This window comes from Chryseobacterium arthrosphaerae, assembly GCF_001684965.1.
Lineage (GTDB): Bacteria > Bacteroidota > Bacteroidia > Flavobacteriales > Weeksellaceae > Chryseobacterium > Chryseobacterium arthrosphaerae.
Map to the genome: position 1 here is coordinate 731,859 of NZ_MAYG01000012.1, position 26,406 is coordinate 758,264.

The 26,406-nt window shown below is 37.9% G+C and carries 23 protein-coding genes; 14 read left to right on the forward strand and 9 right to left on the reverse strand.

Features of this window, described 5'->3' with window-relative positions:
• Window positions 1–11 precede the first annotated feature (11 nt).
• Genes BBI00_RS18745 through BBI00_RS18765 form a run of 5 tightly spaced genes read left to right on the forward strand, consistent with a single transcriptional unit; the run spans window position 12 to window position 6,112 of the window.
• On the forward strand, window positions 12–227 hold the full coding sequence (locus BBI00_RS18745; RefSeq protein ID WP_065400347.1) for a DUF350 domain-containing protein: 216 nt from the start codon (window positions 12–14) through the stop codon (window positions 225–227).
• Window positions 220–1,734: a polyamine aminopropyltransferase gene (locus BBI00_RS18750; RefSeq protein WP_065400348.1), complete on the forward strand. Its 1,515-nt coding sequence runs from the start codon at window positions 220–222 to the stop codon at window positions 1,732–1,734. Before BBI00_RS18745 ends, BBI00_RS18750 begins: the two co-directional genes overlap by 8 nt.
• Window positions 1,709–3,301, forward strand: coding sequence for an NAD(P)-binding protein (locus tag BBI00_RS18755; RefSeq protein ID WP_083988577.1), 1,593 nt, complete (start codon window positions 1,709–1,711; stop codon window positions 3,299–3,301). Before BBI00_RS18750 ends, BBI00_RS18755 begins: the two co-directional genes overlap by 26 nt.
• A gap of 2 nt (window positions 3,302–3,303) precedes the next feature.
• Complete coding sequence (locus BBI00_RS18760; RefSeq protein WP_065400349.1) at window positions 3,304–4,329, forward strand: hypothetical protein; 1,026 nt, start codon at window positions 3,304–3,306, stop codon at window positions 4,327–4,329.
• A 28-nt stretch (window positions 4,330–4,357) separates the two neighbouring features.
• Window positions 4,358–6,112, forward strand: a complete 1,755-nt coding sequence (locus BBI00_RS18765) for a discoidin domain-containing protein (protein ID WP_065400350.1) — start codon at window positions 4,358–4,360, stop codon at window positions 6,110–6,112.
• Between the two features lie 120 nt (window positions 6,113–6,232).
• Here the strand turns inward: BBI00_RS18765 and BBI00_RS18770 are convergent, their stop codons facing one another.
• The 6 genes from BBI00_RS18770 to recJ form a co-directional block, all read right to left on the reverse strand.
• Complete coding sequence (locus tag BBI00_RS18770; protein WP_065400351.1) at window positions 6,233–7,090, reverse strand: alpha/beta hydrolase; 858 nt, start codon at window positions 7,088–7,090, stop codon at window positions 6,233–6,235.
• Between the two features lie 80 nt (window positions 7,091–7,170).
• Window positions 7,171–9,423 carry an outer membrane beta-barrel family protein gene (locus tag BBI00_RS18775; protein WP_065400352.1) on the reverse strand — a complete coding sequence of 751 codons (2,253 nt, stop codon included), beginning with the start codon at window positions 9,421–9,423 and terminating at the stop codon, window positions 7,171–7,173.
• 45 nt (window positions 9,424–9,468) lie between these two features.
• Entirely contained in the window at window positions 9,469–11,727 is a 2,259-nt protein-coding gene (locus tag BBI00_RS18780; RefSeq protein ID WP_065400353.1) for an outer membrane beta-barrel family protein, read from the reverse strand.
• A gap of 241 nt (window positions 11,728–11,968) precedes the next feature.
• The gene (locus BBI00_RS18785) at window positions 11,969–12,307 is read right to left on the reverse strand and encodes a DUF3817 domain-containing protein (RefSeq protein ID WP_065400354.1); all 339 of its coding nucleotides are present in this window, start codon (window positions 12,305–12,307) and stop codon (window positions 11,969–11,971) included.
• 264 nt (window positions 12,308–12,571) lie between these two features.
• Window positions 12,572–13,156 (reverse strand): nicotinate (nicotinamide) nucleotide adenylyltransferase, encoded by a 585-nt coding sequence (gene nadD, locus BBI00_RS18795; protein WP_065400356.1) that lies wholly within the window; start codon window positions 13,154–13,156, stop codon window positions 12,572–12,574.
• A gap of 128 nt (window positions 13,157–13,284) precedes the next feature.
• Window positions 13,285–14,997, reverse strand: a complete 1,713-nt coding sequence (gene recJ / locus BBI00_RS18800; protein WP_065400357.1) for a single-stranded-DNA-specific exonuclease RecJ — start codon at window positions 14,995–14,997, stop codon at window positions 13,285–13,287.
• 110 nt (window positions 14,998–15,107) lie between these two features.
• Between recJ and BBI00_RS18805 the strand changes: the two genes are divergently transcribed.
• Complete coding sequence (locus BBI00_RS18805; protein ID WP_065400439.1) at window positions 15,108–15,920, forward strand: M48 family metallopeptidase; 813 nt, start codon at window positions 15,108–15,110, stop codon at window positions 15,918–15,920.
• 80 nt (window positions 15,921–16,000) lie between these two features.
• Here the strand turns inward: BBI00_RS18805 and BBI00_RS18810 are convergent, their stop codons facing one another.
• A complete protein-coding gene (locus BBI00_RS18810; protein WP_065400358.1) occupies window positions 16,001–17,623 on the reverse strand; it encodes an ABC-F family ATP-binding cassette domain-containing protein in 1,623 nt (540 codons plus the stop codon).
• Between the two features lie 121 nt (window positions 17,624–17,744).
• On the opposite strand from BBI00_RS18810, the gene smpB reads away from it, so the two are divergent.
• From smpB to BBI00_RS18835, 5 genes are all read left to right on the forward strand, one after another.
• On the forward strand, window positions 17,745–18,203 hold the full coding sequence (gene smpB, locus BBI00_RS18815) for an SsrA-binding protein SmpB (RefSeq protein ID WP_034694839.1): 459 nt from the start codon (window positions 17,745–17,747) through the stop codon (window positions 18,201–18,203).
• Between the two features lie 77 nt (window positions 18,204–18,280).
• Window positions 18,281–19,792, forward strand: a complete 1,512-nt coding sequence (locus tag BBI00_RS18820) for an OmpA family protein (RefSeq protein WP_065400359.1) — start codon at window positions 18,281–18,283, stop codon at window positions 19,790–19,792.
• A 95-nt stretch (window positions 19,793–19,887) separates the two neighbouring features.
• Window positions 19,888–20,628 (forward strand): YebC/PmpR family DNA-binding transcriptional regulator, encoded by a 741-nt coding sequence (locus BBI00_RS18825; RefSeq protein ID WP_065400360.1) that lies wholly within the window; start codon window positions 19,888–19,890, stop codon window positions 20,626–20,628.
• A gap of 141 nt (window positions 20,629–20,769) precedes the next feature.
• Window positions 20,770–21,594 (forward strand): UDP-2,3-diacylglucosamine diphosphatase, encoded by an 825-nt coding sequence (locus tag BBI00_RS18830; RefSeq protein ID WP_065400361.1) that lies wholly within the window; start codon window positions 20,770–20,772, stop codon window positions 21,592–21,594.
• The gene (locus BBI00_RS18835) at window positions 21,595–22,566 is read left to right on the forward strand and encodes a glycosyltransferase family protein (RefSeq protein ID WP_065400362.1); all 972 of its coding nucleotides are present in this window, start codon (window positions 21,595–21,597) and stop codon (window positions 22,564–22,566) included.
• On the opposite strand, the gene BBI00_RS18840 is transcribed toward BBI00_RS18835, so the two are convergent.
• Together BBI00_RS18840 and BBI00_RS18845 are read right to left on the reverse strand one after the other, a co-directional pair.
• A complete protein-coding gene (locus BBI00_RS18840; RefSeq protein ID WP_065400363.1) occupies window positions 22,555–22,845 on the reverse strand; it encodes a GNAT family N-acetyltransferase in 291 nt (96 codons plus the stop codon). The two genes, BBI00_RS18835 and BBI00_RS18840, sit on opposite strands and share 12 nt — an antisense overlap.
• A 60-nt stretch (window positions 22,846–22,905) precedes the next feature.
• The gene (locus BBI00_RS18845) at window positions 22,906–23,652 is read right to left on the reverse strand and encodes an RDD family protein (protein ID WP_065400364.1); all 747 of its coding nucleotides are present in this window, start codon (window positions 23,650–23,652) and stop codon (window positions 22,906–22,908) included.
• 27 nt (window positions 23,653–23,679) lie between these two features.
• Between BBI00_RS18845 and BBI00_RS18850 the strand changes: the two genes are divergently transcribed.
• From BBI00_RS18850 to BBI00_RS18860, 3 genes are read left to right on the forward strand one after another with little or no spacing between them, the layout of a single operon-like run.
• Window positions 23,680–24,669: a stage II sporulation protein M gene (locus BBI00_RS18850; protein ID WP_065400365.1), complete on the forward strand. Its 990-nt coding sequence runs from the start codon at window positions 23,680–23,682 to the stop codon at window positions 24,667–24,669.
• Window positions 24,653–25,615 carry a DUF4013 domain-containing protein gene (locus BBI00_RS18855; RefSeq protein ID WP_065400366.1) on the forward strand — a complete coding sequence of 321 codons (963 nt, stop codon included), beginning with the start codon at window positions 24,653–24,655 and terminating at the stop codon, window positions 25,613–25,615. The genes BBI00_RS18850 and BBI00_RS18855 overlap by 17 nt, the downstream gene beginning before the upstream one ends.
• Window positions 25,608–26,396, forward strand: coding sequence for a DUF4129 domain-containing protein (locus tag BBI00_RS18860; protein ID WP_065400367.1), 789 nt, complete (start codon window positions 25,608–25,610; stop codon window positions 26,394–26,396). The genes BBI00_RS18855 and BBI00_RS18860 overlap by 8 nt, the downstream gene beginning before the upstream one ends.
• Window positions 26,397–26,406 lie beyond the last annotated feature (10 nt).

The window sequence follows — 26,406 nt, forward strand, 5'->3', positions numbered from 1 at the left end:
ATATAAAAACTATGGACAACATCAATGTATTACCAATATTCAATTCAGTTCTTTATTCATTTTTAGGAATTGCCATTCTTCTGGTGTGCTATTTCATTATTGAAAAACTGACTCCGGAAAAAACATGGCATGAGATTGCCCAAAACAAAAATATTGCGCTGGCAATTGTTTTCGGAGCATTTATCATCGGGATTTCAATGATCATAAGCGCTGCAATTCATGGATAAAAAGAGGATCCCTCTTGAGCTGCTTTTATTGTTTTCGGTATTTGTCATTGCTACATGCGGGTTGATTTATGAGTTGGTGGCAGGAGCGCTGGCAAGCTACCTTCTGGGAGATTCTGTAAAGCAGTTTTCTTTCATTATCGGGGTTTATTTATTTTCGATGGGAGTAGGTTCCTATCTGGCGAAATTCATTAAAGGAAACCTCATCGATAAATTCGTTGAGATTGAGATCCTGGTTGGAATAGTAGGCGGAATCAGTTCTGTGGTTCTTTTTATTCTCTTCAATACCTTAGCACATTTTGAAAGCGTTCTGTATCTTTTTGTCTTTTTTACCGGATGTCTGGTGGGAGTGGAAATTCCGCTTCTGATGAATATCCTGAAAGACAGGGTACAGTTTAAAGATTTAGTTTCCAATGTCTTTGCATTCGATTATATTGGTGCTTTGCTGGCATCGATTCTTTTTCCGCTCGTTTTAATTCCGAAATTGGGAATCGTAAAAACCCCTTTGTTTTTTGGGCTGATCAATGTTTCTATTGCCATATTTCTTTGTTATTATCTTAAGAAAGAATTGTCGAAGCCACTTTCGTTAAAGGTGAAATCAATGGCCGCATTTCTTTTTTTGCTGGGACTTTTCTTCTTTTCAGATATGATTCTGTCTTATTCAGAAGAGAAACTATACGGTGAAAATGTAGTGTTTACCAAAAGCTCACCTTATCAAAGAATTGTATTGACAAGGAATACCCATGAATTCCGTTTATATTTAAATAACAACTTACAGTTTTCGTCCACAGACGAATACCGTTATCATGAAGCTCTGGTACATCCGGCAATGTCTATGGCCAAAAATATTGATCATATTCTGATCCTTGGAGGAGGAGATGGCTTTGCTGCAAGAGAAGTATTGAAATACAAAGACGTCAAAAAAATTACCCTTGTAGATCTTGATGGTGAAATGACTCAGTTTTTTAAAAACAATGAAACTATGCGCAGGCTGAACCAAAGTTCTTTTTCTGACCCCAAAGTGGAAGTGATCAATAAAGATGCTTACATTTGGGTAAAAGAGAACAAAAAGAAGTTTGACGTCATCATCATAGACTTTCCTGATCCGTCCAATTACAGCCTGGGAAAACTATATTCCCTGCAGTTTTATAAAGAACTTGAGAGACTGACTACTCCTGATACCAAAATTGTGGTGCAGACCACGTCACCGTACTTTGCTCCCAAATCTTTCTGGTGTATAGAAAAAACCATCAGTCAGATCTTTCCTTTTACGGCAGCTTACCATACCTATGTTCCCTCATTCGGGGAATGGGGGTTCTCAATGGCTTCATTTGAACCTGTCAATAACAGAATTTACAGAAAGCTTCCCAATTTAAAATATTATGATTACAACTTTTCCCAGATGTCTTATTTCAACAAAGATATGAAGGTGAAAGAAGTAGAAGTTAACCGTCTGGATAACCAGATATTAGTCCGTTATTTCGATGAAGAGTGGGGCAAGGTACAGTAGAAAGGATTTCCTTAAAACTATATTTTTAGGTAGCCTGATATTGCCTTTTCTTCAGTATTGCGGAAAGAAGGTAAAAGCTTTACTGCTTAAAATCACAGGAACCGATCACGTGCTGGGACATAAGCTGTGGGCAAAAGACTTTCCGCAGTATTCAGAAGTTATCCACACAAAATATCTCGTTGTGGGTGGTGGAATTTCCGGACTTTCTGCCTGCAGATTCTTTCATCAGAATCATGAAAAAGATTACCTGCTGTTGGAAATGGAAATCCATTTGGGCGGAAACTCTTCCAACGGGCAGAATCAGTTTTCAAAATTCCCTCTGGGAGCCCATTATTTACCATTACCCAATAAAGAAAATACGGAAATCATAGAATTCCTGAAAGAAAGTGGAATTTGTCTCGGAACAGAAGAGAACGGAGAACCTGTTCTGGATGAATACCAGATGACTTTTCCACAGCAGGAGAGACTGTTCTTCAAAAATTCCTGGCAGAACGATATTGTTCCGCAAAAAGGAATTTCAGCCGATACCCAGAACGAACTTACCCGTTTTTTCAAAATGATGGATGCATTCCGGGTAAAGAAAGACGCTCAGGGAAAATATTGGTTTGCCATTCCCGTACATGATTCCAGTAAGGAAGATGAGGTGGTAGAATTAGAAAATATACTTTTCAGGGATTGGCTTAAAGAACAGCATTTTCAGTCAGAAGAGCTGTTATGGTTGTTGGATTATTCCTGCAGGGACGATTACGGATTGGGAATAGACTATGTTTCGGCCTGGGCGGGAATTCATTATTTTGCAGGAAGGAAGAATAACTGGAGCAAAACGTATAAAGATCAGGTATTCACATGGCCGGAAGGAAACGCCAGACTGACCCGGCATTTTTTAAAATACACAGAGGGAAAGCATTTATCGGGACATCTGGTCTTTGATGTAAAAATCAATGATAAAGTTGAAGTATTGAGCTTTGATAATTCTTCGGAAAAAACAAAGAAGATCATCGCAGAGAAAGTCTTGTTTGCTACGCCACAGTTTGTGAATGAAAGAATCTTTGATAATAAAAAAGCATCATCATTTCATTATGTTCCCTGGCTTCTTACGACTATTACGCTTCGGAATGAATTCGGGGGCGATGAAGAACTGGCCTGGGACAATGTGATCTATGGCTCTTCGGGTTTGGGATATATTTATGATCAGCATCAGAACATCAACCAGATCCTTGGAGAAAAGGTGATTACTTACTACAAAAGCTTTTCTACAGCAGATTGTAAAAAGGCAAGGAAAGGACTCTATGCAATGAAAGAAGCTGAACTGAAAACTTTAGTTTTAGAAGATCTGAAGAAAGCCCACCCGTTGATAGAAGACTTTATCCTGGAAATGCAGTTCCATAAAATAGGGCATGCCATGATCGCTCCGGTTCCCGGTCAGATTTTTGGGAAGGCAGCCCAAACAGCTAAAGAAGCTATGGACCATAAAATATTCTTTGCCCACTCTGATCTCTCAGGAATATCTATTTTTGAAGAAGCCTTTTATCAGGGAACAAGAACAGCGGCACAAATGATATCGTAAAAATGAAACATCCTTGGATACATAATGCGAAAACAGACTGGTGGTTGATATTATCTCCGCCTTTTCTGGTATTGCTGATCATTTTCATCTTTCAGAAACAGATTCAGGGGCTTGAGAACAGCTATTCTTTTTATACCTGGCTTTTCCTGATTGTATTTGTGGATGTAGCCCATGTGTATTCTACACTGTTCAAAACGTATTTTGTAAAAGGAGAAGTACAGAAGAGAAAACTTTTGTATATCGGAATTCCTTTGATAAGTTGGGGACTGGGGTTGGCCTTATTCCAGTTTGGAGGACTCACTTTCTGGTCAGTGCTGGCATTGATTGCCGTGTTCCATTTCATCCGTCAGCAATATGGCTTTATGCGGATCTATGCACGCTTTGAACCAAATAACTGGAAAAAGAAGATTGATGAGGTGGCTGTTTATACCGCTACAATTTATCCCATGTTATATTGGTTTAAAACACCACGAGCCTTTACTTGGTTTGTCAGCAATGAATTTAACTGGCTTCAGAACCTTCCGGATTACCTGCGTTTTGCTACACCGCTGTACTTTGCCATACTGATCATCTGGATCGCAAAGACATCTTATGAAACTTTTAAAACAAAAAAGCTGAATATTCCTAAAACGGCCCTTATTACCGGAACATTCCTTTCCTGGTATTTTGGAATTGTTTATTTTAATAATGACCTTCTTTTTACTTTCCTCAATGTCGTTTCGCATGGGATTCCTTACGTTGCACTGATCTATATCCGGGAAATCCGGCAGAAAGACAATCATCAGCTGGACAGATTGCTCATCTTTAAATCTGCCATGGGAATATTCCTGTTTATCGGAGTGATCCTGTGTTTTGCCCTGCTTGAAGAATTCTTATGGGAAACCCTCGTCTGGAATGAACATTTTTCACTTGATCTTACTGTGCCCGAAACCGTACTTCAGTTCCTGGTCCCTTTATTGGTGGTTCCACAGCTTACCCATTATCTTCTGGACGGTTTTATCTGGAAGAAACCGAAAAAAGTTAGCTAACTTTGTCCTGAATGTTAAAAATCTAAAAATGAGACAATACCTTTTATCATTAGCCATTTTCCTGGGAATATGGGCAAGCGGACAGCAGAAGACATTCTGTAATCCTATCAATATCGATTATGGTTATACCCCTTTTGAAGCCTTTTCTAAACAGGGAAAACACCGTGCTACTGCCGATCCGGTAATTGTCAATTTTAAAGATAAACTCTTTCTTTTTTCTACCAACCAGGAAGGTTACTGGTATAGCGATGATATGCTCGACTGGAAATTCGTTAAAAGAAAATTTCTCAGAGACAATAAATATATTCATGATCTGAATGCCCCTGCAGTATGGGCAATGAAGGATACCCTGTATGTCTATGGCTCAACATGGGAACAGGATTTCCCGATCTGGAAGAGCACCAATCCTACCAGAGACGACTGGAAAATAGCGGTGGATACTTTGAAAGTAGGTGCCTGGGATCCCGCATTTCATTACGATGAAGATAAAAATAAACTGTACCTGTACTGGGGATCCAGTAATGAATGGCCTTTACTGGGAACCGAAGTTAAAGTCAAAAATCTTCAGTCAGAAGGATTTGTAAAACCAATCATCAAGCTAAAACCTGAAGATCATGGATGGGAAAGATTCGGGGAGTATAACGACAATGTTTTCCTTCAGCCTTTTGTTGAAGGTGCCTGGATGACTAAGCATAACGGAAAATATTATATGCAGTATGGAGCTCCGGCAACGGAATTCAGCGGCTATTCAGATGGAGTATATGTAAGTAAAAATCCACTGGAAGGCTTCGAATATCAGCAGCACAATCCTTTTTCCTATAAGCCGGGAGGTTTTGCCAGAGGAGCGGGGCACGGAGCCACTTTTGAAGACAATTACAAAAACTGGTGGCATGTTTCAACCATTTTTATTTCCACTAAGAATAATTTTGAAAGAAGACTGGGAATCTGGCCTGCAGGCTTTGATAAAGATGATGTGATGTACTGCAACACGGCCTATGGAGATTATCCTACCTACCTTCCTCAGTATGCTCAGGGAAAAGATTTTACCAAGGGACTTTTTGCCGGATGGATGCTGCTGAATTACAACAAACCGGTTCAGGTCTCATCCACTTTGGGAGGATACCAGCCTAATTATGCCGTAGATGAAGATATTAAAACCTATTGGAGTGCCAGGACCGGGAATTCCGGGGAATGGTTTCAGACCGACCTGGGTGAGGTATCCACAATCAATGCCATTCAGATCAATTATGCTGATCAGGATGCCGGGTTTATGGGGAAAACCTTAGGAAAAATGCATCAGTATAAGATTTACGGATCCAATGACGGCAGAAAATGGAATGTCATTGTTGATAAAAGCAAAAATACAAAAGATGTTCCTCACGATTATGTTGAATTGGAAAAACCTGCAAAAGCAAGATTCCTTAAAATGGAAAACCTTACAATGCCTACCGGAAAATTTGCTCTGAGCGGCTTCAGGGTATTTGGAAAAGGAGCAGGAGCAAAACCTGGAAAAGTACAGGGATTTGTTCCGTTGAGAGCTGATCCTAAAAAATATGGTGAAAGAAGAAGTATCTGGATGAAATGGCAGCAGAATCCTGAAGCTGACGGTTATGTGATCTATTGGGGAAAATCACCGGATAAAATGTACGGCAGCATTATGGTATACGGTAAAAACGAATATTTCTTTACCGGTGCAGACAGAACAGATGCCTATTATTTCCAGATTGAAGCTTTCAATGCTAACGGAATGTCTGAAAGAACGGAGATTGTGAAATCTGAATAAAAGTCAGGAAGCTGGAGGCTGGGAGTAAGACGTACTTTCTGTTTTAATCTTTGATTCCTATTGAAATCAGAGACTGTAGCAGATTTTCACCTCTTATTTCCGGCTTCCATCCCAAAACATTCATTTTTTATCAAGATGTTTCAGGAAAAGATCAATTTTGTCGATCAGGAAAACATCATTCGGAGACCGGTCCCAGTCCAGGTGGCCACCATTAAAGGAATAGCCTTCATGCATAACATTATTTTGGGCTAAAACAGAATCCAGGATTTTACCCTGAGTAAAAGGGATGACACGGTCCGTTGTGCCGTAATAGGACAAAGTGGGAGGTGATACATGATCAATCCAGCGGATAGGGCTGGCAAAATCTATCCGTGAAATTCCAGGCTCCGGGACACGGGGATCTACAAGCCTTCTTTCAACGAAAGAATATTCCTGGTAATTTCTGAAACTCTGATCCGATAGATCTGCAGGGCCTACGATATTAATAACTGCTCTGACGTTTTTCAGAAGATCGGAATGATAAGCATACAGCATTGATAAATGTCCTCCGGCACTGTTTCCCAATAAAATCAGCTTCGGGCTATAGCCTAGTTTTTTCATTAAAAACTGAGAAACCTCCCGAATATCATGAAGCTGATCGGGCAACGCATAAGCTGTTTCCGAAGCCAGCCTGTAATTCATATTCACAAAAACGTGCTCCGGAAACTTTTTCATCAGGGAAAGGGTAAAGAAAGTCAATTGCGATTTGTTTCCCGCGCGCCAGCCACCACCATGGATGATGATGAAGGCTTCTCTTTTGGTATCAGATTTTTTATGAGGAATATAGAGATCCAGAACCTGATCGGAATCGGGTCCGTAAGAGAGGTCGGTCTCTTGATTAAAGCTTATATCCTTTCCAAGGCTTACCTTTTTATCTTTACAGCAGATCAGCAGAAAAAATAAAGCAAGGCATACAAACAGGGGAGCTGGTCCTTTCATACATTAAAGATAAAAAACCCGCTGAAAGATCAGCAGGTTATGTACAAAATAATTAATTGAATATGAAGAAAAGATATATTTTATCTGGTTCTGCTCTTAATAGAATCTGATGCCCCTTCAATGTCTCTTACCTTTTTCACTTTTTTGTTTCCGAAATTGTAGGTAAGGCTTACCGTTACGCTTCTGTTGTAGCGGTTCTGATGAATGTAATTATAGTTTCCGTTAGCCTGATAATCTTCAATTTTCACGATATTGGTATTTAAAATATCATTCATGTTAACAGCAAAGGTCCAGTCGTTCCAGAGTTTCTTTATACTAAGATCCAGGCTCATCAGGTTTTTCAGTGAACCAAGCTCGATCTGCTGACGGTCTACAAAGAAATAATTAAGACCGAAGAACCAGGTTTTGGCTTTATCCAGGCGGATGGTGTTGTTGGTCTGGATCAGGAGACTGGTGGAATTCGTTTTGTTGGTATAGACGATATATTCACCTTCCCTGTTTTTGAAACGGTCGCCGGTAGTAGGGTCAGTATCAAGACTTCCGTTATTGATGTTATGCTGAACCCCGATATTGAAGTTGGTTGTCCAGTATTGCTTAAAGAAAGACTTTTGAATTCCTACCATTGCAGACATTTCCTGTTTATTTCCGAAATTGGTTCTGATGTATCTTAGAACAGGGTTTTCTCCTACGGTACCGTCGGGTGAAACAGGATATCCCTGCAGCGGAACCTGGGTAATGGCATCCTGAATATAAGAATGGTTCAGAATAAGGAAATAAGAGTTTTTATACATATAGGTCAGTTCCTGGTTGTAAGTGGAAGATGCTTTTACAAATGGGTTGTTCTGGGTATAATTATCATCGGTAAGGATATTTTTCACAGGATTCAGTTCCCAGAAGCTGGGTCTTCTCATCCTGCTTGAAAAGGAATACGAAATATTATTTTTATCATTGATGGCATAGTTGAAGCTCAGATAGGGAAGTATGTTTTTATAATTTCTTTCAATCCTTTTCAATGCATCGGTAGGAGCATTGTCTGAAGTCCCCAGGCTATTTGTAATCTCGTATCTGGCTCCTATTTTTCCGGAAATTTTATCAGAGAACTTTTTCTCTGCCGTTAGATAGAAACCGTAGATATTTTCATCATAGATAAAATGGTTGGGTCTTGGATCCGGATCTTTTGCGGGATCAAAAAAGTAAGTAATGTTTTTAGAATCGTTGTCTGTTTTGGTTTTGTTGTAGTTTCCTCCTACGGAAATGGTCAGGTCATTTTTAAATTTCTGAATATAATCAGCCATCCCGGAGAAATTGTTGATAATCTGTGGCAGATCCTGAATCACCTGCGTAGAGTTTTTTCCTATCCCCATATTAACATCAGAAATGAAGGTCTTGTTGTCTGTAAACTGAAATCTTCTGTAATTAAGGTAGGCCGCATTTAAGTTCAGTTTACTGCCTGATGAATCTGTTTTCAGTTCATAGTTTAAATTCAGTGAATTGTTGTAAGACCTTGCATCTTCCCTGTTTTTAGACCAGGTATATCTTGTGCCGTCATCATCTTTGATCGTATTAAAAAGATTGACTGTCGAATTGTAACTTTTATTGGCCCATGTGTTCCATGATAGGGCAAGATTACTGTTATCATTCAGCTGATAATCGATGTTCAGATAACCGCCGATATTTTTGTTCGGATCATCAATATCTCCGGTAGATTCGTTAGAAGTGCTGGCGGTTCCGTTTCTTAAAGTGTAGGTTTGCGCCTCAATATTCTCTCCTCCGCTAAGGCTGGCACTTACACCCAGTTTCCCTTTTCTGTAATTGGCAGAGAAGCTGGCCTGGCTTCCGTTGTACTTATTGGTGGTATTAGACATTCTCATATTCCCGTTGAGACCGTCACTCATTTTTTTCTTTAAAACAATATTGATGATCCCATCGGATGACTCTACCTGAAATTCACTTCCGGGTACGGTAATGACTTCAATTTTCTGAATATTTTCAGCCGGAGTATTTTTTAGGAACTGAACCAGGGATTCAGCATCCATATTGCTTTTTCTGCCATTGATGTAGATCAGGGCATTGTTTTTTCCTGCGATTTTCAATGTTTTATCATCCGTAGATGACAGTAGCGGGGTCTGTTTCAGAAGATCAAACGTTGTGTTTCCTTTAGCAACAGGAGAGGCTGCAACATCATATACAAAACGGTCACTTTGCTTTTTAAAGACCTGTTTGGTAAGAGTGATGCCTTCTATGCTTTTTGTTTTTACCGTATCGGGTTTCTTTTCCTGGGCAAAGGCAAGAGTCCCGAAAATTATGGCTATGGATAAGAGGGTGCGTTTCATTTTTATGATATTTGAGAGTGGTTGATGTGATATAGTTTTTATAGATTAAGTTCTTGATTTTACAGCGTCATTGGCTGATTTCATTTCCCTTGTGTTTTTCAGTTTCTGATTTCCGAAATTGTATGTAACCCCGATGCTTATTAACCTTGGATAATTGAAGTTCGTGATATTATTATATTTCCCGTTAGGCTGTATTCCTTCCACTCTGTAAAAACTTTGATTAAACAGGTCGTTGACCTCTGCTACAACAGTCCAGTCACCAATAATCTTTTTCAGGCTGAGGTCGAAACTTTGTCTTGATCCAATGGTACCCCCTTCCATGGCCACTTTACTTCCGAAGAAATAATTAACCCCTAAAAACCAATCCTTTTTGGAAGAGAGACGTATAATATTGTTGATGGTTAAAGACATATTGTAGTTTTTAACATCTACAATATAAGGTTCCAGTTCCTCTGTTTCGTATGGGCCCAGCTGAGAAGTCGGGTCCTGCCATACTCCGCCTGTAAAGGTGCTATAGCTCAGGTTCATGGAATAATTGGTTGTCCAGATATCTTTAAACCAGGATTTATTCATTCCAAGTGTTAAATTGATTTCCCTGTTTTTACCGTAATTGGTTCTTATATATCTCAGGAATCTGGTTTTTTCCATGATCATATTACCCTGCTGATCGTAGATGATATTACCGTTTTCATCTCTTTTAGGCTTGGTTAAAATACCCTGTAGAGGAAGCAGGTCAGAAGCTGCGGCATCATCTACCATAGTAAAACTGAGATTGGCATAGAAAGCATTCTTGTACATATAGTTCAGTTCCTGATTATAAAATTTGGCAGCCAGTACAAATGGGTTATTCTGTGTATAATTGTCAGGAGTGAAATACGTTCTGGATGGATTCAGCTCCCAGAATCTCGGTCTTCTTATTCTGCTGGAAAAAGTATAGCTCAGGTTGTGATCAGAATTGATGGCATAGTTAAGGTTCAGGTAGGGTAGCAGATTATTATAATTTCTTTCAAAACCTGTCTTCTCCAGAATATCTCCTGTACTCCTTGTCATTTCATAGCGGGCACCTATTTTTCCGGATAATTTCTCAGATAATTTTCTTTCGTAGTTTAAATAAATTCCTAAAATATTTTCCCTGTAAATGAAATGATTGGTCTGTTTGGAATCCGGTACAAAGCTTCCGTTCTGTAATACATCCTGTCTGGTATCATTATCCGTATTGGTGTGATTATAACTTATTCCCATCAGCCATGTTGCCCCTTTTGCTGTTTTTTTCAGATAATCAATATTGGCTGCGTAATTGTTGATGATCTGTGGCACAGATTGATGCAAAGCAGAATACTTATTATTCTTATCATTGTTCAGAGGAAAACTTTCGTTAAAGCTCACCTTGTCTCTGTTAAACCATAGATAAGAAACATTGGAGGTCAGTTTACTGCCTATAGAATCTGTCTTTATTTCATAATTTAAATTGAATGAGTGATTTCTGGTTTGGGCATCCTCATGATTTACCGTTCTGTTAGACAGTTTCCCGTTTTGCCAGTTCGTCATATCCAGGATTGAATTGAAACTCTTGTTGTATCTCATATTATAAGATAGCCCCAGACTTTGTTTCTTGCTGATTTCATAATCAATATTGAAGCCGCCGCCGAAATTTTTATTGGGATCATCATTGGACCCGTAAGACTCATTTCTGAAAGTAGGATCTCCGTTAGACAGCGTATACTTCTGTCTCTCCGTCCAGCTGCCCATTCTGAAATTAGAATTTCCCGACCATTTCCCCTGTCTGAAATTAAAAGAGCCTCCTGCATTCGGGTTGTTGTAATATCCCTGTTCATTCTGCATTTTCATAGTTCCGTTGTAGCCGTTATTCTTATTTTTCTTCATGACAATATTGATAACGCCTTCCTTGGATTCTACCTGGAACTCACTTCCGGGAACCGTGATCACTTCTATTTTCTGGATATCTTCTGATGGAGTAGATTTCAGCATTTCAATCAATGCCTCAGAATCCATATTTGTTTTTTTGTTGTTGATGTAAATAATAGCGTCAGATTTTCCTAAAATCTTCAGTGTTTTTCCATCGATACTGGAAATCATCGGGGTCTGCTTCAGAAGATTGAATGTATTGGTTCCTTTGGCAATAGGAGAAGCGGCTACATCATACACCAGGCGGTCACCCTGCTTTTTGAAAACCTGTTTCTTAATATTGACAGCCTCAATGCTGTTAACCTTCAAACTGTCTTTTTTCTGAGCTGCAACAAGTCCGCTGAAAAATAGGGCTGCAATAAAAATTTGAGTTTTCATGATTATTATTTTTTAATTAATAGCTTGTATGGTTTGTTATTTAACATTACAAAGATATATAATAAATTTAGTATCATGCAATACAAAGTACTTAAAAATATTTTTAACTAAATGTAAATGTCTGATTTTCAGTTGTTAAAAATTTATGTTAAAAAAATGATTGCCTGAACTTTCTGTATAATAAGACAACTGTAACAATAATTTTGTTACAGCAAAACTTGAAATTTTATGAAAAATAATTTTATTCTCTGTCGAATTGGGCCAGCTTTTTATCTACCCAAACCGTTGCAAAAGGGAAAAATGCAGCGAGTAAGGCAAACACAAAATCTTCATCATCCCAATGATAAATTTTTCTGGCAGGAAGGCAGAGTAAAAGATAAAGCGTAAAAAATAATCCGTGTAAGCTGCCAATAACGCTGATGAAAATAATAGAATACAGATTCTCATCATAACGGATCCAGATCATGGCTACACAATAGAGTAATACACAAGAAATAGCTTCTGCAAGACAAATTTGCTTAAACCATCTGATGATTTTTTCCTGAGGATATTTTGAGAAAAATTTTTCGATGAAGTTCATGAATAACTATTTATAATGTATAAAAAATGAGGTCTCACACTTTACCGGATACCCTCTGTAGTTTGCAGGGGCAAATTTAGTGGTTTTTATAAACTTTTTAAGCTCTTTTTCAAAATAAGGGATATATTTTCTGTTATTATCATTGTAAATGTTGTGCTGAAATTCAGCTTCCTTTAGAAGATAGCCTTTTTCATCTAACATCAGTGTGACAACAGTAACCGAATGGTATTTTTGAGAAGAAGGATCATTATTTACACAACCCTGTTACTTGTAAAAACTGCTTCCGTCCAAATAGTCAAAAACTTCGGGAGGCAGCATAGGTCTTACATTTTTCCCTTCTTTTATCATAGTACGGATCTCTGTAGCAGAAAGCTCTATCACAGGAGCCTTGATCAGGGAAATATTGTCGTGCTGTAAATATTCGGAGTCCTTTTTTTCACCTTCAAAAACTCTGGGATACACAATGATATGGTGGTTTTCGATCAGAATATCAGAATTTTTCCACTTGTGAAGACTCTCCAGGTTATCTTCGCCCATGATCAGGCTGAAAGAATAGTCCGGATGTTTTTCATGAAGGTAAGTAAGGGTGTCGATCGTGTAACTGGGTTTCGGTAAAGAAAACTCTACATTGGAAGCCCTCATATTGGGGTAGTTCTTTACGGCAAGCTGCACCATATCCAGTCTGTTGTGGTCTTTCAGCAGAGATTTTTTATCCTTAAAAGGGTTTTGCGGGCTTACTACAAACCAAAGCTCATCCATATCAGAATTTTCCAGAATATAATTGGCCAGAATAAGATGCCCGATATGAATAGGGTTGAAAGACCCGAAAAATAAACCGATTTTTTTCATTTTTTGTTAGTAGTAGATAACAGGTAACAGGAGCAGTGCTTCAGAATGAAATAGGGGTGTCAGGATTCTTTAAGGTTTACGGTACTGTTTGATTTCTATTACCTGTAACCTCAATCCTGCAATCTCGATCAATCTCTGAATTTTACATCTTTGATATTAAGATAATGCGTTACATTGCCTTTCCAGTGATTTTCCTCAAGGGTAAAAGCAAGGTCGAAATTTTTATTTTTAAAATCTTCAACAAATTGCCCCAGCTTGAAGCCCACGCATTCTATATTTCTTCCTGTAGATTCCTGTTTTATATAAAATTTCAGGTGATTATTGTCTTTTCCCATTGTCTTTACATAGCCGGAAAGCTTCTGATTCGTCAATGTGAAGATAGGTTTCATATTATGAGGTCCGAAAGGAGCCAGCTTCCGGTGGAAGTTGATAAACTCCCTGTTGATTTCATCAATGCTGATTTCGGTATCAATACTGATAGAAGGTTCCTTCTGATGTTCCTGGATTTTTTCAGAAACTATTCTCTCAAACTTTTCTTTGAATGCAGCAAACTTCTCTTTTTCCATTGAAAGCCCTGCCGCAGCATGGTGCCCTCCGAATTTAAGGAAGTATTCCGAACACATATCAAGCGCTTCATGTACGTCAAAATCAGAAACGGATCTGGCAGAAGCCACCATTTCTCCGTTGTTACCATCAGTAAACACGAGAGTAGGTTTATAGTAAGTTTCAATAAGTCTGGAAGCTACAATACCAATGACCCCTTTATTCCATTCAGGATGGTAAACAATAGTGGTATGTTTGGTTTCCTGCTGGGATTCTATGATCTGGTTTAAAGCAGAAAGGGTAGAATTCATATCCAGTTCACGTCTTTCATCATTGAGATTCATGATGTCATTCACGATCTGGTTGGCATGTTTCAGGTTATCAGAAACCATAAGCTCTACAGCAGCTTTACCATGTGAGATCCTTCCTGCAGCGTTGATTTTGGGAGCAATCTCAAAAACAATATTGGAAATTTCAAAATGAGAAAGTTTATCCTCCGGAATCAACAGTCGCAATCCAAGATTTCTGGTCTTTCTGAGTGTTTTTAATCCCATTTTTGCCAGAACCCTGTTTTCTCCTGTCATGGAGACAATATCAGCTGCAATCGAAATCGCAAGAAGATCTGTAAGCTCAAACAATTCCGCTTCCGGAATTTTATAGATGGTATTCAGACCCTGGCAGAGTTTAAAGCCCACACCACATCCTGAAAGCTCCTTAAAAGGATAGCGGCAGTCACTTCTTTTAGGGTCAAGAACTGCAGCGGCATCAGGAATTTCTTCTCCCGGAAGGTGATGGTCACAGATAATGAAATCAATGCCAAGATCAGAAGCATAATTGATCATATCAATGGCTTTTATTCCGCAGTCCAGGGCGATGATCAATGAAAAGCCGTTTTCTTTGGCAAAATCAATTCCTTCCGTAGAAATCCCGTATCCTTCAGAATTTCTGTCAGGGATATAGTAATCCAGGTATTTTTTCTCAACAATTTTGCTGAGATATAGGTACATCAGGGCAACTGCTGTGGTTCCGTCCACATCATAATCGCCATATACCAGTATTTTTTCACCATTTTCAATAGCTGTTGCAATACGCTCTACAGCTTTTTGCATATCTGCCATTAAAAACGGGTTGTGTATATCGTTAAGGTTTGGTTTGAAAAATTCTCTCGCCTTCTGATAATTGTCAATTCCTCTTAGAACGAGAAGTTTAGATTCAAAAGTACCAAAACCAAGTGACGAACTTAGTCCGTCCACAATTTCCTCATCGGGTTCGGGCTTATAAATCCATTTTTGACTCATGTTCACAAAAATAAGGAAAAAAAATAGCATTCCGTAAAGAACGAGACTTAAGTTTTGCCTTAATAATTGTTAAAAATTAATTATCTTCGTGCTCCAAATTTTAAATGATTATGAAAAAAATTACTGTATGCCTTATGTTATTGGGGGCAATGCATTCGATCAGCGCCCAGAAAATTAACCTCGGCAAAGCAGCCGGAATAGTTTCCAATGGAGCAAAAGCTTTAACATTTACCAACGAAGATGCCATTAAGCTATCCAAAGAATCAGTAGATTGGATGGATAAAAACAATCCTGTAGCCAGCGCAAAAGATCCGTATACTGTAAGATTGAATAAACTGTTCGGAAAGCACAAATCTCAGGACGGACTGAATCTGAATTACAAAGTGTATAAAGTAAAGGATATTAATGCTTTTGCCTGTGCAGACGGAAGTGTACGTGTATTTTCTTCACTGATGGATATCATGACGGATAACGAATTGCTGGCTGTCATAGGTCACGAGATTGGTCACGTTAAGAATCAGGATACCAAAGATGCCATGAAATCAGCTTATCTGAAAGCGGCAGCATTGGATGCGTCATCATCTGCGTCATCAGCAGTAGCTACCCTTAATGATAGCCAGGTCGGGAAAATGGCTAATGCATTCTTAGATGCTTCTCACAGCAAAAAGCAGGAATCTGAGGCAGATACCTATTCCTATGATTTCATGAAAGCTAACAAATATGATGTAGTTGGAGCGTATACTGCTTTCAAAAAACTAGCATTGCTTTCACAGGGAAGTACACAGACCGGTTTTGAGAAAATGTTTAATTCTCACCCGGATAGTGAAAAAAGAGCTCAGGCGATCAAAAAAAGAGCCGAAAAAGACGGTTTATGGAAAGACCCGGGAACGGTAGCTATTCCAACCACGAAACTTACAAAATAATTATTTTATTTATTGTTTAAACGAAAATACCTCAAAGCATTGCTTTGAGGTATTTTTATATTTCATGGTACGATACCGGATTAAGAATACATTTTTTCTCTTAATTCCTTTACTTTTTTATCAGCAAGGTATTCGTCATAAGTCATTTCTCTGTCGATGATTCCGGTAGGAGTCAGTTCGATGATCCTGTTACAGACTGTTGATAGCATTTCGTGGTCATGAGATGCCAGTAAAATATTTCCTTTGAAGTTGGATAATGAGTTGTTCAAAGTGGTGATACTTTCAAGGTCTAAGTGGTTGGTAGGTTCGTCTAATAAAAGAACATTAGCTTTCTGAAGCATCATTCTGCTGAACATACATCTCATTTTTTCACCTCCGGAAAGTACTTTACAAGACTTCAACGCTTCATCACCGGAGAATAGCATTCTTCCTAAGAATCCTCTTACAAATTCTTCGTGACGCTCTTCATCATTTTTAGTGAATTGTCTCAGCCAGTCTACAAGACTTTGATCTTCCTGGAAGAACTTTGTGTTATCCAGTGGCATATGAGATTGAGTCGTTGTAACTCCCCACGCAACAGTACCTTTGTCTGCTTCAACGTTTCCGGCTAAAATTTCGAAGAATTCTGTGATCGCTAAAGAGTTTTTGGAAAGCACTGCTACTTTATCCCCTTTTTTAAGGTTTAAGTCGATATTAGAGAATAATAATTCGCCATCTTTTGTTTTCTCAAGACCTTTTACATCAAGGATCTGGTCTCCAGCCTCTCTTTCCATTTCAAAAATAATGGCAGGATATCTTCTTGAAGATGGTTTGATATCGTCAATATTCAATTTGTCGATCATTTTCTTTCTTGCAGTAGCCTGTTTAGCTTTCGCTACGTTTGAGCTGAATCTTGCAATGAAGTCCTGAAGTTCCTTTTTCTTTTCTTCTGCTTTTTTATTGGCCTGAGCTCTCTGTCTTGTTGCTAGCTGGGAAGCCTGATACCAGAAAGAGTAGTTACCGGTATAAAGGTTAAGTTTAGAGTAATCAAGGTCTCCAATGTGCGTACAAACTGTATCAAGGAAGTGACGGTCGTGAGATACTACGATTACGGTATTTTCATAATCAGCAAGGAAATCCTCCAGCCAAGAGATGGTATCAATGTCAAGGTCGTTGGTAGGCTCATCCAGAATCAATACGTCTGGGTTTCCGAAAAGTGCCTGTGCCAAAAGAACTTTTACTTTGTCTTTGTTCTCAAGTTCACTCATCAGCTGCCAGTGCATATCATCAGAAATTCCTACGTTTGAAAGCATGGTCTGTGCATCAGATTCTGCAGTCCATCCTCCCATTTCATCATAGATTACACCAAGTTCACCGGCTTTAATCCCATCTTCATCAGAGAAATCTTCTTTTGCGTATAACGCATCCATTTCCTCTTTTATTTCGAATAATTTCTTATTACCTCTTAAAACAGCTTCAAGAACAGTATACTGATCATAAGCAAAGTGATCCTGCTCCAAAACTGACATTCTTTTCCCTGGTTCCAGAGATACGTTACCTGTTGTCGGATCCTGCTTTCCTGTTAATATTTTAAGGAATGTGGACTTTCCCGCTCCGTTTGCTCCGATAATTCCGTAGCAGTTTCCTTTGGTAAACATAATATTTACCTCGTCAAAAAGAACTCTTTTCCCGAATTGTAAAGATAAGTTAGATACTGTTAACATATAGTTTTGTAAATTTGGCGCAAAAATACAAAAAGAATTTGGGTATTTTGTAATAATATAATAGTCAAGTTTTTAAATGTATCGTATTTTTTATATATTTCATTAACGAAATTTTAAAATGATGAAGATTGAGAAAACAGTTAGCATATTAAACAAAAGAGCCCGCTTTGAATATGAAATTCTTGAAGAATATGAAGCCGGAATGGTTTTGACGGGTACAGAAATAAAATCTTTACGTTCTTCCAAAGCATCCATCACAGAATCCTTCTGTCAGTTTATTGATGGGGAATTATATATCATTAATATGATGATTGATGAATATAAATTAGGAACTTTTTACAACCATAAAACAAAAAGGGAACGGAAATTGCTCTTGCACAAAAAAGAATTGCAAAAACTTGAAAAAAAGTTAAAGGATGCAGGGAATACGATTATACCTTTGAAATTATATATCACTGACCGGGGTAAGGCAAAGGTGCTGATAGCACTGGGTAGAGGGAAAAAGCTTTTCGATAAAAGAGAGGCGATAAAAGATAGAGAAAATAAACGGAACCTGGACAGAATATTAAAGAAAAGTTAAAAATCATTTGAAAAACTTTGTATATAAAGAAAAATTATATTTATTTTGCATTATCAATTATTTAATCATTTAATTCTATGAAAAATCTAAAATTAGGAATTTCAGCATTGGCGCTTACTGTCGCTTCTACTGTTTTCGCACAGACTACCAACAATCCGTGGTTGATCGGAGTTGGTGCTCACGCTGAAAACCACGTAGCAGCACGTTCTACGTTCGGTAATACGTTCTCTGCTAAAAATTTAACGAAAAATATGTTCAATATGAACAATTTTTCTATCACACCTCCATTATCTAAGTTAACAGTTGCTAGAAACATTGGAAAAGGTTTAGTAATCGACTGGCAAACTTCTGTTGGAAATGTTGAAAACAAAAGATTCAACATGGGGAAAGAATTTTTCCTAATGACAGGTCTTGGTTTCCAGGCTCACGCTGCAGGTCTTTTATGGAACGAAGAATCTTGGTTTGATCCATATTTAAGAGTTGGTGCTAACTATTTAAGACACGACTATACTGCACTTACTTTCCCAAGAACAAGTGTTGACGATAATGGTAACCCAATTGAGTATGTTACTAACGGAAAAGATGGTAACGAGAATGGTAAAGCTAACCACTTTGCTTTAGCTACAGGTGCTGGTGCTAACTTCTGGGTAACTAAGAACTTCGGTCTTGGTATTCAAGGAGATTATGTATCAACTCCAGGAGATAAATCTACAGTTGCTAACTTCTGGCAAGCTTCTGCTTCCATCTTATTCAGATTCGGAAACAGAGATAGAGATAAGGATGGTATCCTAGATAAAGATGATCTTTGTCCAGATACACCAGGTTTACCAGAATTCCAGGGATGTCCTGATACAGACGGTGACGGAGTTCCAGATAAAGACGATCAATGTCCAGAAGTTGCTGGTCCAGTTGAAAACAACGGTTGTCCTTGGCCAGATACAGACGGTGACGGTGTAATCGATAAAGATGATGCTTGTCCTACAGTAGCAGGTCCTGCTGAAAACAACGGTTGTCCTTGGCCAGATACAGACGGTGACGGTATCCTAGATAAAGATGATGCTTGTCCTACTGTTCCAGGTCTTCCAGAATACAACGGATGTCCTAAACCAAAAGACGTAATCGCTAAAGAAGCTACAGGAGCTCTTAAAGATATCTTGTTCAACTTCAACAAAGCTACAATCAGACCTGAATCTAATGGTAAATTAGATCAAGCTGCTACTATCATTAAGCAATCTAACGACGGAACGTTCTTAGTAACAGGTCACACAGATGCTAAAGGTGCTGCTGCTTACAACTTGAAACTTTCAAGAGAAAGAGCTGCTGCTGTAGTTGCTGCTCTTGAAACTAGAGGTGTTAGTGGAACTCAATTGAAATCTACAGGTGTAGGTTCTAGAGATGCTCAAGTTCCTGCAAAAGCTTCTGACGCTGAAAGAATGGTTGACAGAAAAGTAGTTGTAGAAGCTGTAAACGGTGCTGCTTGGGATGCACTTAAGAAATCTGATCTAGAAGTAGTAGAGAAGAAGACTGTAGTGAAAAAAGCTAAAAAAGCTCCAGCTAAGAAAAAAGCTCCAGCTAAAAAGAAAAAATAATTAAATTTTTCTAAATAATGAATACCTCCAATTTTTTTGGAGGTATTTTTTTTTTGTTGACTTTTAAGTAATTTTGTTGAAATTTAAAATATAAAATGGGAAGAGCATTTGAATATAGAAAAGCTTCTAAAATGGCCAGATGGGATAAAATGGCCAAGACATTCTCTAAAATAGGAAAAGATATTGCACTGGCTGTAAAAGCCGGAGGAACAGACCCGGAATCTAACCCGGCATTGAGAAGATGCATCCAGAATGCAAAAGGGGCAAACATGCCTAAAGACAACGTAGAAAGAGCTATCAAGAAGGCAAGTGGTGCCGATGCTGAAAACTATGAAGAAATCACTTACGAAGGATACGGACAGGGAGGTGTTGCTTTCTTTGTAGAATGTACTACAAACAATACTACAAGAACGGTAGCAAACGTAAGAGCAATTTTTAACAAGTTCGACGGAAACCTTGGGAAAAATGGTGAACTGGCATTTATCTTTGATAGAAAAGGTATTTTTACCATTGATCTGGCTCAGGTTAAAATGGAATGGGATGACTTTGAAATGGAAATGATTGACGGTGGTGCAGAAGATGTGGAAAAAGATGAAGAAGAAGTAATGATTACCACTGCCTTTGAAGATTTCGGTTCTTTATCTCATAAATTAGATGAGCTTGGAATTGAAGCCAAAAGTGCAGAACTTCAGAGAATTCCGAACAATACAAAAGAAGTCAATGAGGAGCAGTTCAAAGCTAATATGAAAATGCTTGAGCGCTTTGAAGATGATGATGATGTTCAGAATGTTTACCATAACATGGAAATCACAGAAGAGCTGATGAACTCTTTATAAAAAATAATATAGCATTCATATACAGTTAACTTTCAATTAGTTTCTTTGCACAAAACTATGAAACGTCTTGCCGTGTTTTTTTTATAAACAAGAAATACCGAGACGTTCCATCCGGCCAAATTAAAAAGCTGAAAATATCGGATGAAAAGAAACGTTGAATTAGTTGTTATATCGGATGTTCATTTGGGAACTTATGGATGTAAGGCTAAAGAATTGCTGCGATACCTCAACTCTATACAGCCTAAAACTTTAGTTCTGAATGGGGATATCATTGATATCTGGCAGTTCAAAAAGTCTTACTTCCCTAAACCTCATCTGAAAGTGATCAGAAAGATCCTTTCATTCGCTACCAAAAATACAGATGTCTATTACATCACAGGCAATCATGATGAAATGTTCCGGAAATTCACCGATTTTGAACTCGGAAAGCTTAAAGTCTGTAATAAGATCTGCCTGAATATTGATCAGAAAAAAACCTGGATTTTTCATGGTGATGTTTTCGATGCATCCGTCCAGCATTCCAAATGGATCGCCAAACTTGGCGGAAAAGGATATGATCTCTTAATTATTATCAATAATGTTGTAAATTGGTTCTTAGAGAAAATGGGTAAAGAGAAATATTCATTTTCAAAAAAAATCAAGAACAATGTGAAAAAAGCAGTAAAATATATCGGCGATTTTGAACTTACCGCTTCTGAGCTGGCCATTGACAATCACTACGATTATGTGGTTTGCGGACATATCCATCAGCCGCAGATTCGTGAAGTGAGCAATAAAAAAGGATCATGTACCTATCTGAATTCAGGAGACTGGATTGAAAATCTTTCGGCCCTGGAATATCATGATAAAGAATGGAAGATCTTCTACTATGATGAGCATAAACATTTGCTGAATGATGATGAAGCAGAAGAGATTCAGGATATGGATCCTTCGGCTCTTTTGAAAATAGTAACCAATTTTTCCTGAATGAAGGTCCTTTATGCATTCCAGGGAACTGGAAACGGTCATGTGGCCAGAGCACAGGAAATTATTCCTATTCTGAAAAAATATGCTTCGGTAGATACCCTGATCAGTGGTCATCAATCGCAATTAAAGGCCAGTTTTGATATTAATTTCCAATATAAGGGGATTTCACTTCTTTATAACAAAACAGGTGGTTTATCATACCTTAAAACATTTACTGAAAATAAATTTTTAGAAGCAGCCAGAATCATAAAGCAACTTGATCTTTCCGGATATGATTTAATTATTAATGATTACGAACCATTAACAGGCTGGGCTTCCAAATTAAAGAAGCTTCCTATGATAGAACTCAGCCATCAGGCATCAATGAGCTTTCCTGAAACACCGAAGCCATCACAAAAGGATTTTCTGGGCGAAATGATTTTAAAGTATTATGTTCCCAGTGAAAGAAAAATCGGGTTCCATTTTGAAAACTACCATCCTCAGATCAAAAAACCGGTTATCAGAAGAAAGATCCGGGATCTTAATCCTTACAAACAAGGATATTATCTTGTCTATCTTCCAAGCTTTGCAGATGAGAATATTATTAAGGTTTTAAAGAAAATCCCTGTGGAATGGAAGATCTTTTCAAAATATAGTAAAGTTCGGGTGAAAGTAAAAAATGTTGAAGTATTTCCTATTGACGAAACAGAATACCTGAAATATTTTGAAGGCTGTGATGGCATCTTATGCAATGCAGGTTTTGAAACTCCTGCAGAAGCCCTTTTTATGGATAAAAAATTATTTGTAATCCCTATTCATAATCAATACGAGCAGGAATGTAATGCCTGTGCACTGGATAAAATGGGAATCCCGAACTCCAAGGTTTTAAATCTTCAGGAAATTATGGAGTGGGTAGCTTCCGATCATCATCTGAAAGTAGATTACCCTGATGATATTGAAGAAATACTAAAGAATGAGGTTTTAATTCTTTAAAAAAATATCTTCCACATCATTCATTCTCATCATTACCGATCTTGCATAGGAACAATGAGGGTAAACCTTCCAGCTATTTTCTCTGGCAAACCGGATAGCTTCCTCAACTAAATATTTTCCCATTCCTCTGCCTTCAAATTCAGGATGTACCAATACAAAGGAAATGATCAGTTTATGATCTTCGGGGAAGATGGTATATGTAAGTCTTCCTACTTCTTTTATTTCATTATTTAAAGTAAGGACGCCGCCGTTTCCGGATTTATTGTTTTCAAATTTCATAAATCAAATTTTCTTAATAAAGATACAAAAAATAGACCGCCGGTTTATTGTTGCACTGAATTACTCTTTCCCGGTGTAGTAATTATAATCCTTAATGATGATACTGATAAATTGTCTTTCAGTCATTTTCTTGGGATCAACTTCCAGTTTCAGGATACTCTTGATTTTGTCGGAAAGCTTGCTGATGATCTGACGGTCATCTACTCTCAGGGCTTTGGTATAATTGTCTTTAATGATCCTCATATCATTATCACTTAATGCAATTACCTGAGGGAAAGAAGGAATATAATCCTCGTTGATATTTTCTAAGATGGTATGAGAGATATTAATATTATTTTTTAAAGAAATAACTGCCGTACCGGAAGCGATATCTCCCAGCCGTTGGTTATTTTTGGAAACAACCATTGAGATCAGTCCTACAATTCCTGCAAAAGAAACGTCTACAATTCTGAAGATCCAGCGGATCATATAGTCTCCGAAACCGGCCTGGTAGCCGTCAATCTTCACAACTCTTATTTTCATAAGCCTTTTACCCGGGGTCTGTCCTTCCATTAAACTTTCCAGGACAACAGGGTAGATGTAAACCGGAAAGGTAAGAAGGATATAAACAGCCCGTACAGACCATTCATCCAATCCGTTTAATAAGTATCCCAAATCGAAAATATTAAAGAACAGATAAAGTATAGCAACGATATAAGCAACCCTTATCAGAAGATCAACAATGAATGCAAGCATTCTTTCTCCTATACTAGCAATAGTGAAGCTGATATTTACATTTTGTGAGGTATTTATCGCAATTTGAGACATAATTTTTATTATTTTAGCCTTACAATTATGAGAGAAGTTTATTTCATTAAACAAAATAAAGAAAAATGGTTGGGAATAGAACAGGTTATTGATGGGAAAGTAAAAAAAAATCCTGATGACCTGTCTTCGTTGTATATAAACCTGATCAATGATCTTTCTTTTGCCCAGACTTATTATCCCAAAAGTAATACCACGGTCTACCTGAATCATCTGTCTTCTCAGATTTTTCAGAAGATCTACAAAACGAAAAGGGTAGAAGAAAACCGGCTGATTTATTTTTTCAGAACGGAAGTTCCTTTACTGGTATATCATTACCGGAGGTATCTGCTGTATGCTTTTCTGTTCTTTGCGCTGTTCACTTCTATTGGGGTGCTTTCTGCAATCTATGACAAAAGTTTCTTAACGGTCGCCATTCCCAATGGAGAATCCTATGTGAATGAAACCATAGAGAATATAAAAAAAGGAAATGCCGTTGCTGTATACGAAAGCGGTTCTACCTGGGGGAGTACGATAGGGATTATTTTCAATAATATTCAGGTAGGAGCGAAGTTATACATCTATGGAATTACGGGAGGAATAGGAACTTTATTTGCATTGCTCTCCAATAGTGTCATGCTGGGGGCTTTTCAATACTTTTTTTATGACTACGGAGCTTTAAAAGACAGTGCCAGGGGAATCTGGCTGCATGGAGTATTTGAAATCTTTGCAATGGTCATAGAAGCGATGTGCGGGTTGATTCTTGGGGCGTCTATTTTATTTCCCAGAACTTTTTCAAGATTCAATTCTTTTAAAAAAGGATTTAAAGATTCATTTAAAATATTTCTCAGTACCGTTCCTTTCACAATTTGTGCCGGAATTATCGAAGGTTATGTTACCAGACATGCACTGAAGATGCCTTTGACCTTGAATCTACTTATTATTTTCGGATCCCTGGCAATCGTCATTTTTTACTATATTGTATATCCGTCTGTTGTCAATAAAAAAACTAATAAACACATCAATGATACAATTTTATAAAAAAAGAGATTTCGGAACCTTCATCAGTGACAGTTTCAACTTCTTTAAACTCTATGGGAAAAACTATTTCAAGAGTTACCTGTTGATCAATGGTTTGCTGTTGATCTTAATGGTGGTCGTGCTTATCTTTGGATATAGAGAACTTTTTTCTCAGATTTTCGGATCCAACATGAATGGTGATACCTATTATTTTGAAAGGTATTTTTCTGAGAACGCAGGAATGTTGATTGCAGTTGCTTTGCTTACATTTCTGATTTTTATGATACTTGCCATAGTCAGTTATCTGTTCCCGGTTTTTTATCTTAAAAGAATTGCACAGGGAGCCAATACCATAAAGACCGATGAAATTGTAGGGGATTTTAAAAAGAACGCCGGAAAAATAGTCAAGTTGTGGATTGGTCTGATTTTTATTGTCACTCCATTAGCTTTTTTCCTGATAGGATTTTCCTATATCCTGATATTTCTGATTATAGGATTTTTCCTGATATTCCTTATTTACCCTACATTATTCAATGTCGTTACATTTCTGATGTATGATTACTTCAATTCGGACAGAAGATTTTTTGAAAGCCTGAGTTATTCTATACGGGCGCAGTTCTCCTATCCGAACGGAAGAGAGAAATCTCCTTACTGGAAGTATTGGGGAGGATCCATCATCATGATTACCATCATCTCCATCATTTCTTCGGTATTTACTTATATTCCGCTTATTTTCTTTTACGGAGCTGTACTGACCTCCACACCGGACGGTAAGTTTGAGCAGAATCCTTTTACGGGTACTGTAGGAATTATATTTTTCGTATTTTATGGAATTTCTATGCTGTTATCATTCTTTCTTTCCAATCTTATGTATGTGAATGCAGGACTGATGTATTACGACAGCAGAACAGATCTTCACCAGAAAGTAGAACTTGAAGAAATAGATACCATCGGGATCAATGAATAGGATTTTTTTCATACTGTTTTTTCTCTCCCTTGGGCTCATTCACGCTCAGGATAACGGACCTGTGGAGAATGATCTTGTAGACTCTCTCTATACCACCGGACACTACAGGAATATGCTGCGTGCCGATTCGGTATTGGTTAAAAATCCGGTTTCAGAAAATGTGGTTTATCCGAAGCAGTTCAGGGAAAATGTTCCGTCAAGGTATAAAGGCAACGAATTTGATTATTCGGTGTCAAAGCCTAAGGAATCTTTCGGAAAAAAACTGATGCGGAAGATAAACCAACTGCTGCAGAGTATTTTCGGAGAAACAGCATTTACAAAATCTCTGGAATTTACCGGATTGCTTATTCGCCTGTTTGTTATTATTCTCGTAGGATTTCTGCTTTATTTTATCATCAGGTATATTCTTGGGAAAGACGGAAACTTCATTTTTGGAAAGAAAAACAAAAAACTGGATCTGAATGTGGAAGAGCTCCATGAAAATATCCATGAGATTAATTTTCCAGAAAGTATAGCCGGATTTGAACATGCAAGAGATTACCGTTCAGCAGTACGCTATCAGTTTCTGTTCATCCTGAAAAAGCTAAGTGATAAAAAGCTGATCACCTGGAATCCGGAGAAAACCAATAAAGATTATGCCGCAGAACTGAAAGCCGGCCATCTTAAACAGGAATTTTCAGATCTTTCCTATATTTTCGATTATGTCTGGTATGGAGAATTCAATATCGAAGAACAGAGTTATCTGAAATTTAAAAACAAATACCAGGCATTTAAACCTTAACCCATCAACC

Coding starts and splice junctions, on each gene's coding strand:
- BBI00_RS18810 (WP_065400358.1), bottom strand. CDS start 17,623: ATGTTAACAGTATCTAACTTATCTTTACAATTCGGGAAAAGAGTTCTT.
- BBI00_RS18780 (WP_065400353.1), bottom strand. CDS start 11,727: ATGAAAACTCAAATTTTTATTGCAGCCCTATTTTTCAGCGGACTTGTT.
- BBI00_RS18805 (WP_065400439.1), top strand. CDS start 15,108: ATGAAAAAAATTACTGTATGCCTTATGTTATTGGGGGCAATGCATTCG.
- BBI00_RS18770 (WP_065400351.1), bottom strand. CDS start 7,090: ATGAAAGGACCAGCTCCCCTGTTTGTATGCCTTGCTTTATTTTTTCTG.
- BBI00_RS18830 (WP_065400361.1), top strand. CDS start 20,770: ATGAAAAGAAACGTTGAATTAGTTGTTATATCGGATGTTCATTTGGGA.
- BBI00_RS18765 (WP_065400350.1), top strand. CDS start 4,358: ATGAGACAATACCTTTTATCATTAGCCATTTTCCTGGGAATATGGGCA.
- BBI00_RS18755 (WP_083988577.1), top strand. CDS start 1,709: ATGAAGAGTGGGGCAAGGTACAGTAGAAAGGATTTCCTTAAAACTATA.
- BBI00_RS18825 (WP_065400360.1), top strand. CDS start 19,888: ATGGGAAGAGCATTTGAATATAGAAAAGCTTCTAAAATGGCCAGATGG.
- BBI00_RS18840 (WP_065400363.1), bottom strand. CDS start 22,845: ATGAAATTTGAAAACAATAAATCCGGAAACGGCGGCGTCCTTACTTTA.
- nadD (WP_065400356.1), bottom strand. CDS start 13,156: ATGAAAAAAATCGGTTTATTTTTCGGGTCTTTCAACCCTATTCATATC.
- BBI00_RS18750 (WP_065400348.1), top strand. CDS start 220: ATGGATAAAAAGAGGATCCCTCTTGAGCTGCTTTTATTGTTTTCGGTA.
- BBI00_RS18850 (WP_065400365.1), top strand. CDS start 23,680: ATGAGAGAAGTTTATTTCATTAAACAAAATAAAGAAAAATGGTTGGGA.
- smpB (WP_034694839.1), top strand. CDS start 17,745: ATGAAGATTGAGAAAACAGTTAGCATATTAAACAAAAGAGCCCGCTTT.
- recJ (WP_065400357.1), bottom strand. CDS start 14,997: ATGAGTCAAAAATGGATTTATAAGCCCGAACCCGATGAGGAAATTGTG.
- BBI00_RS18820 (WP_065400359.1), top strand. CDS start 18,281: ATGAAAAATCTAAAATTAGGAATTTCAGCATTGGCGCTTACTGTCGCT.
- BBI00_RS18835 (WP_065400362.1), top strand. CDS start 21,595: ATGAAGGTCCTTTATGCATTCCAGGGAACTGGAAACGGTCATGTGGCC.
- BBI00_RS18775 (WP_065400352.1), bottom strand. CDS start 9,423: ATGAAACGCACCCTCTTATCCATAGCCATAATTTTCGGGACTCTTGCC.
- BBI00_RS18760 (WP_065400349.1), top strand. CDS start 3,304: ATGAAACATCCTTGGATACATAATGCGAAAACAGACTGGTGGTTGATA.
- BBI00_RS18855 (WP_065400366.1), top strand. CDS start 24,653: ATGATACAATTTTATAAAAAAAGAGATTTCGGAACCTTCATCAGTGAC.
- BBI00_RS18845 (WP_065400364.1), bottom strand. CDS start 23,652: ATGTCTCAAATTGCGATAAATACCTCACAAAATGTAAATATCAGCTTC.
- BBI00_RS18785 (WP_065400354.1), bottom strand. CDS start 12,307: ATGAACTTCATCGAAAAATTTTTCTCAAAATATCCTCAGGAAAAAATC.
- BBI00_RS18745 (WP_065400347.1), top strand. CDS start 12: ATGGACAACATCAATGTATTACCAATATTCAATTCAGTTCTTTATTCA.
- BBI00_RS18860 (WP_065400367.1), top strand. CDS start 25,608: ATGAATAGGATTTTTTTCATACTGTTTTTTCTCTCCCTTGGGCTCATT.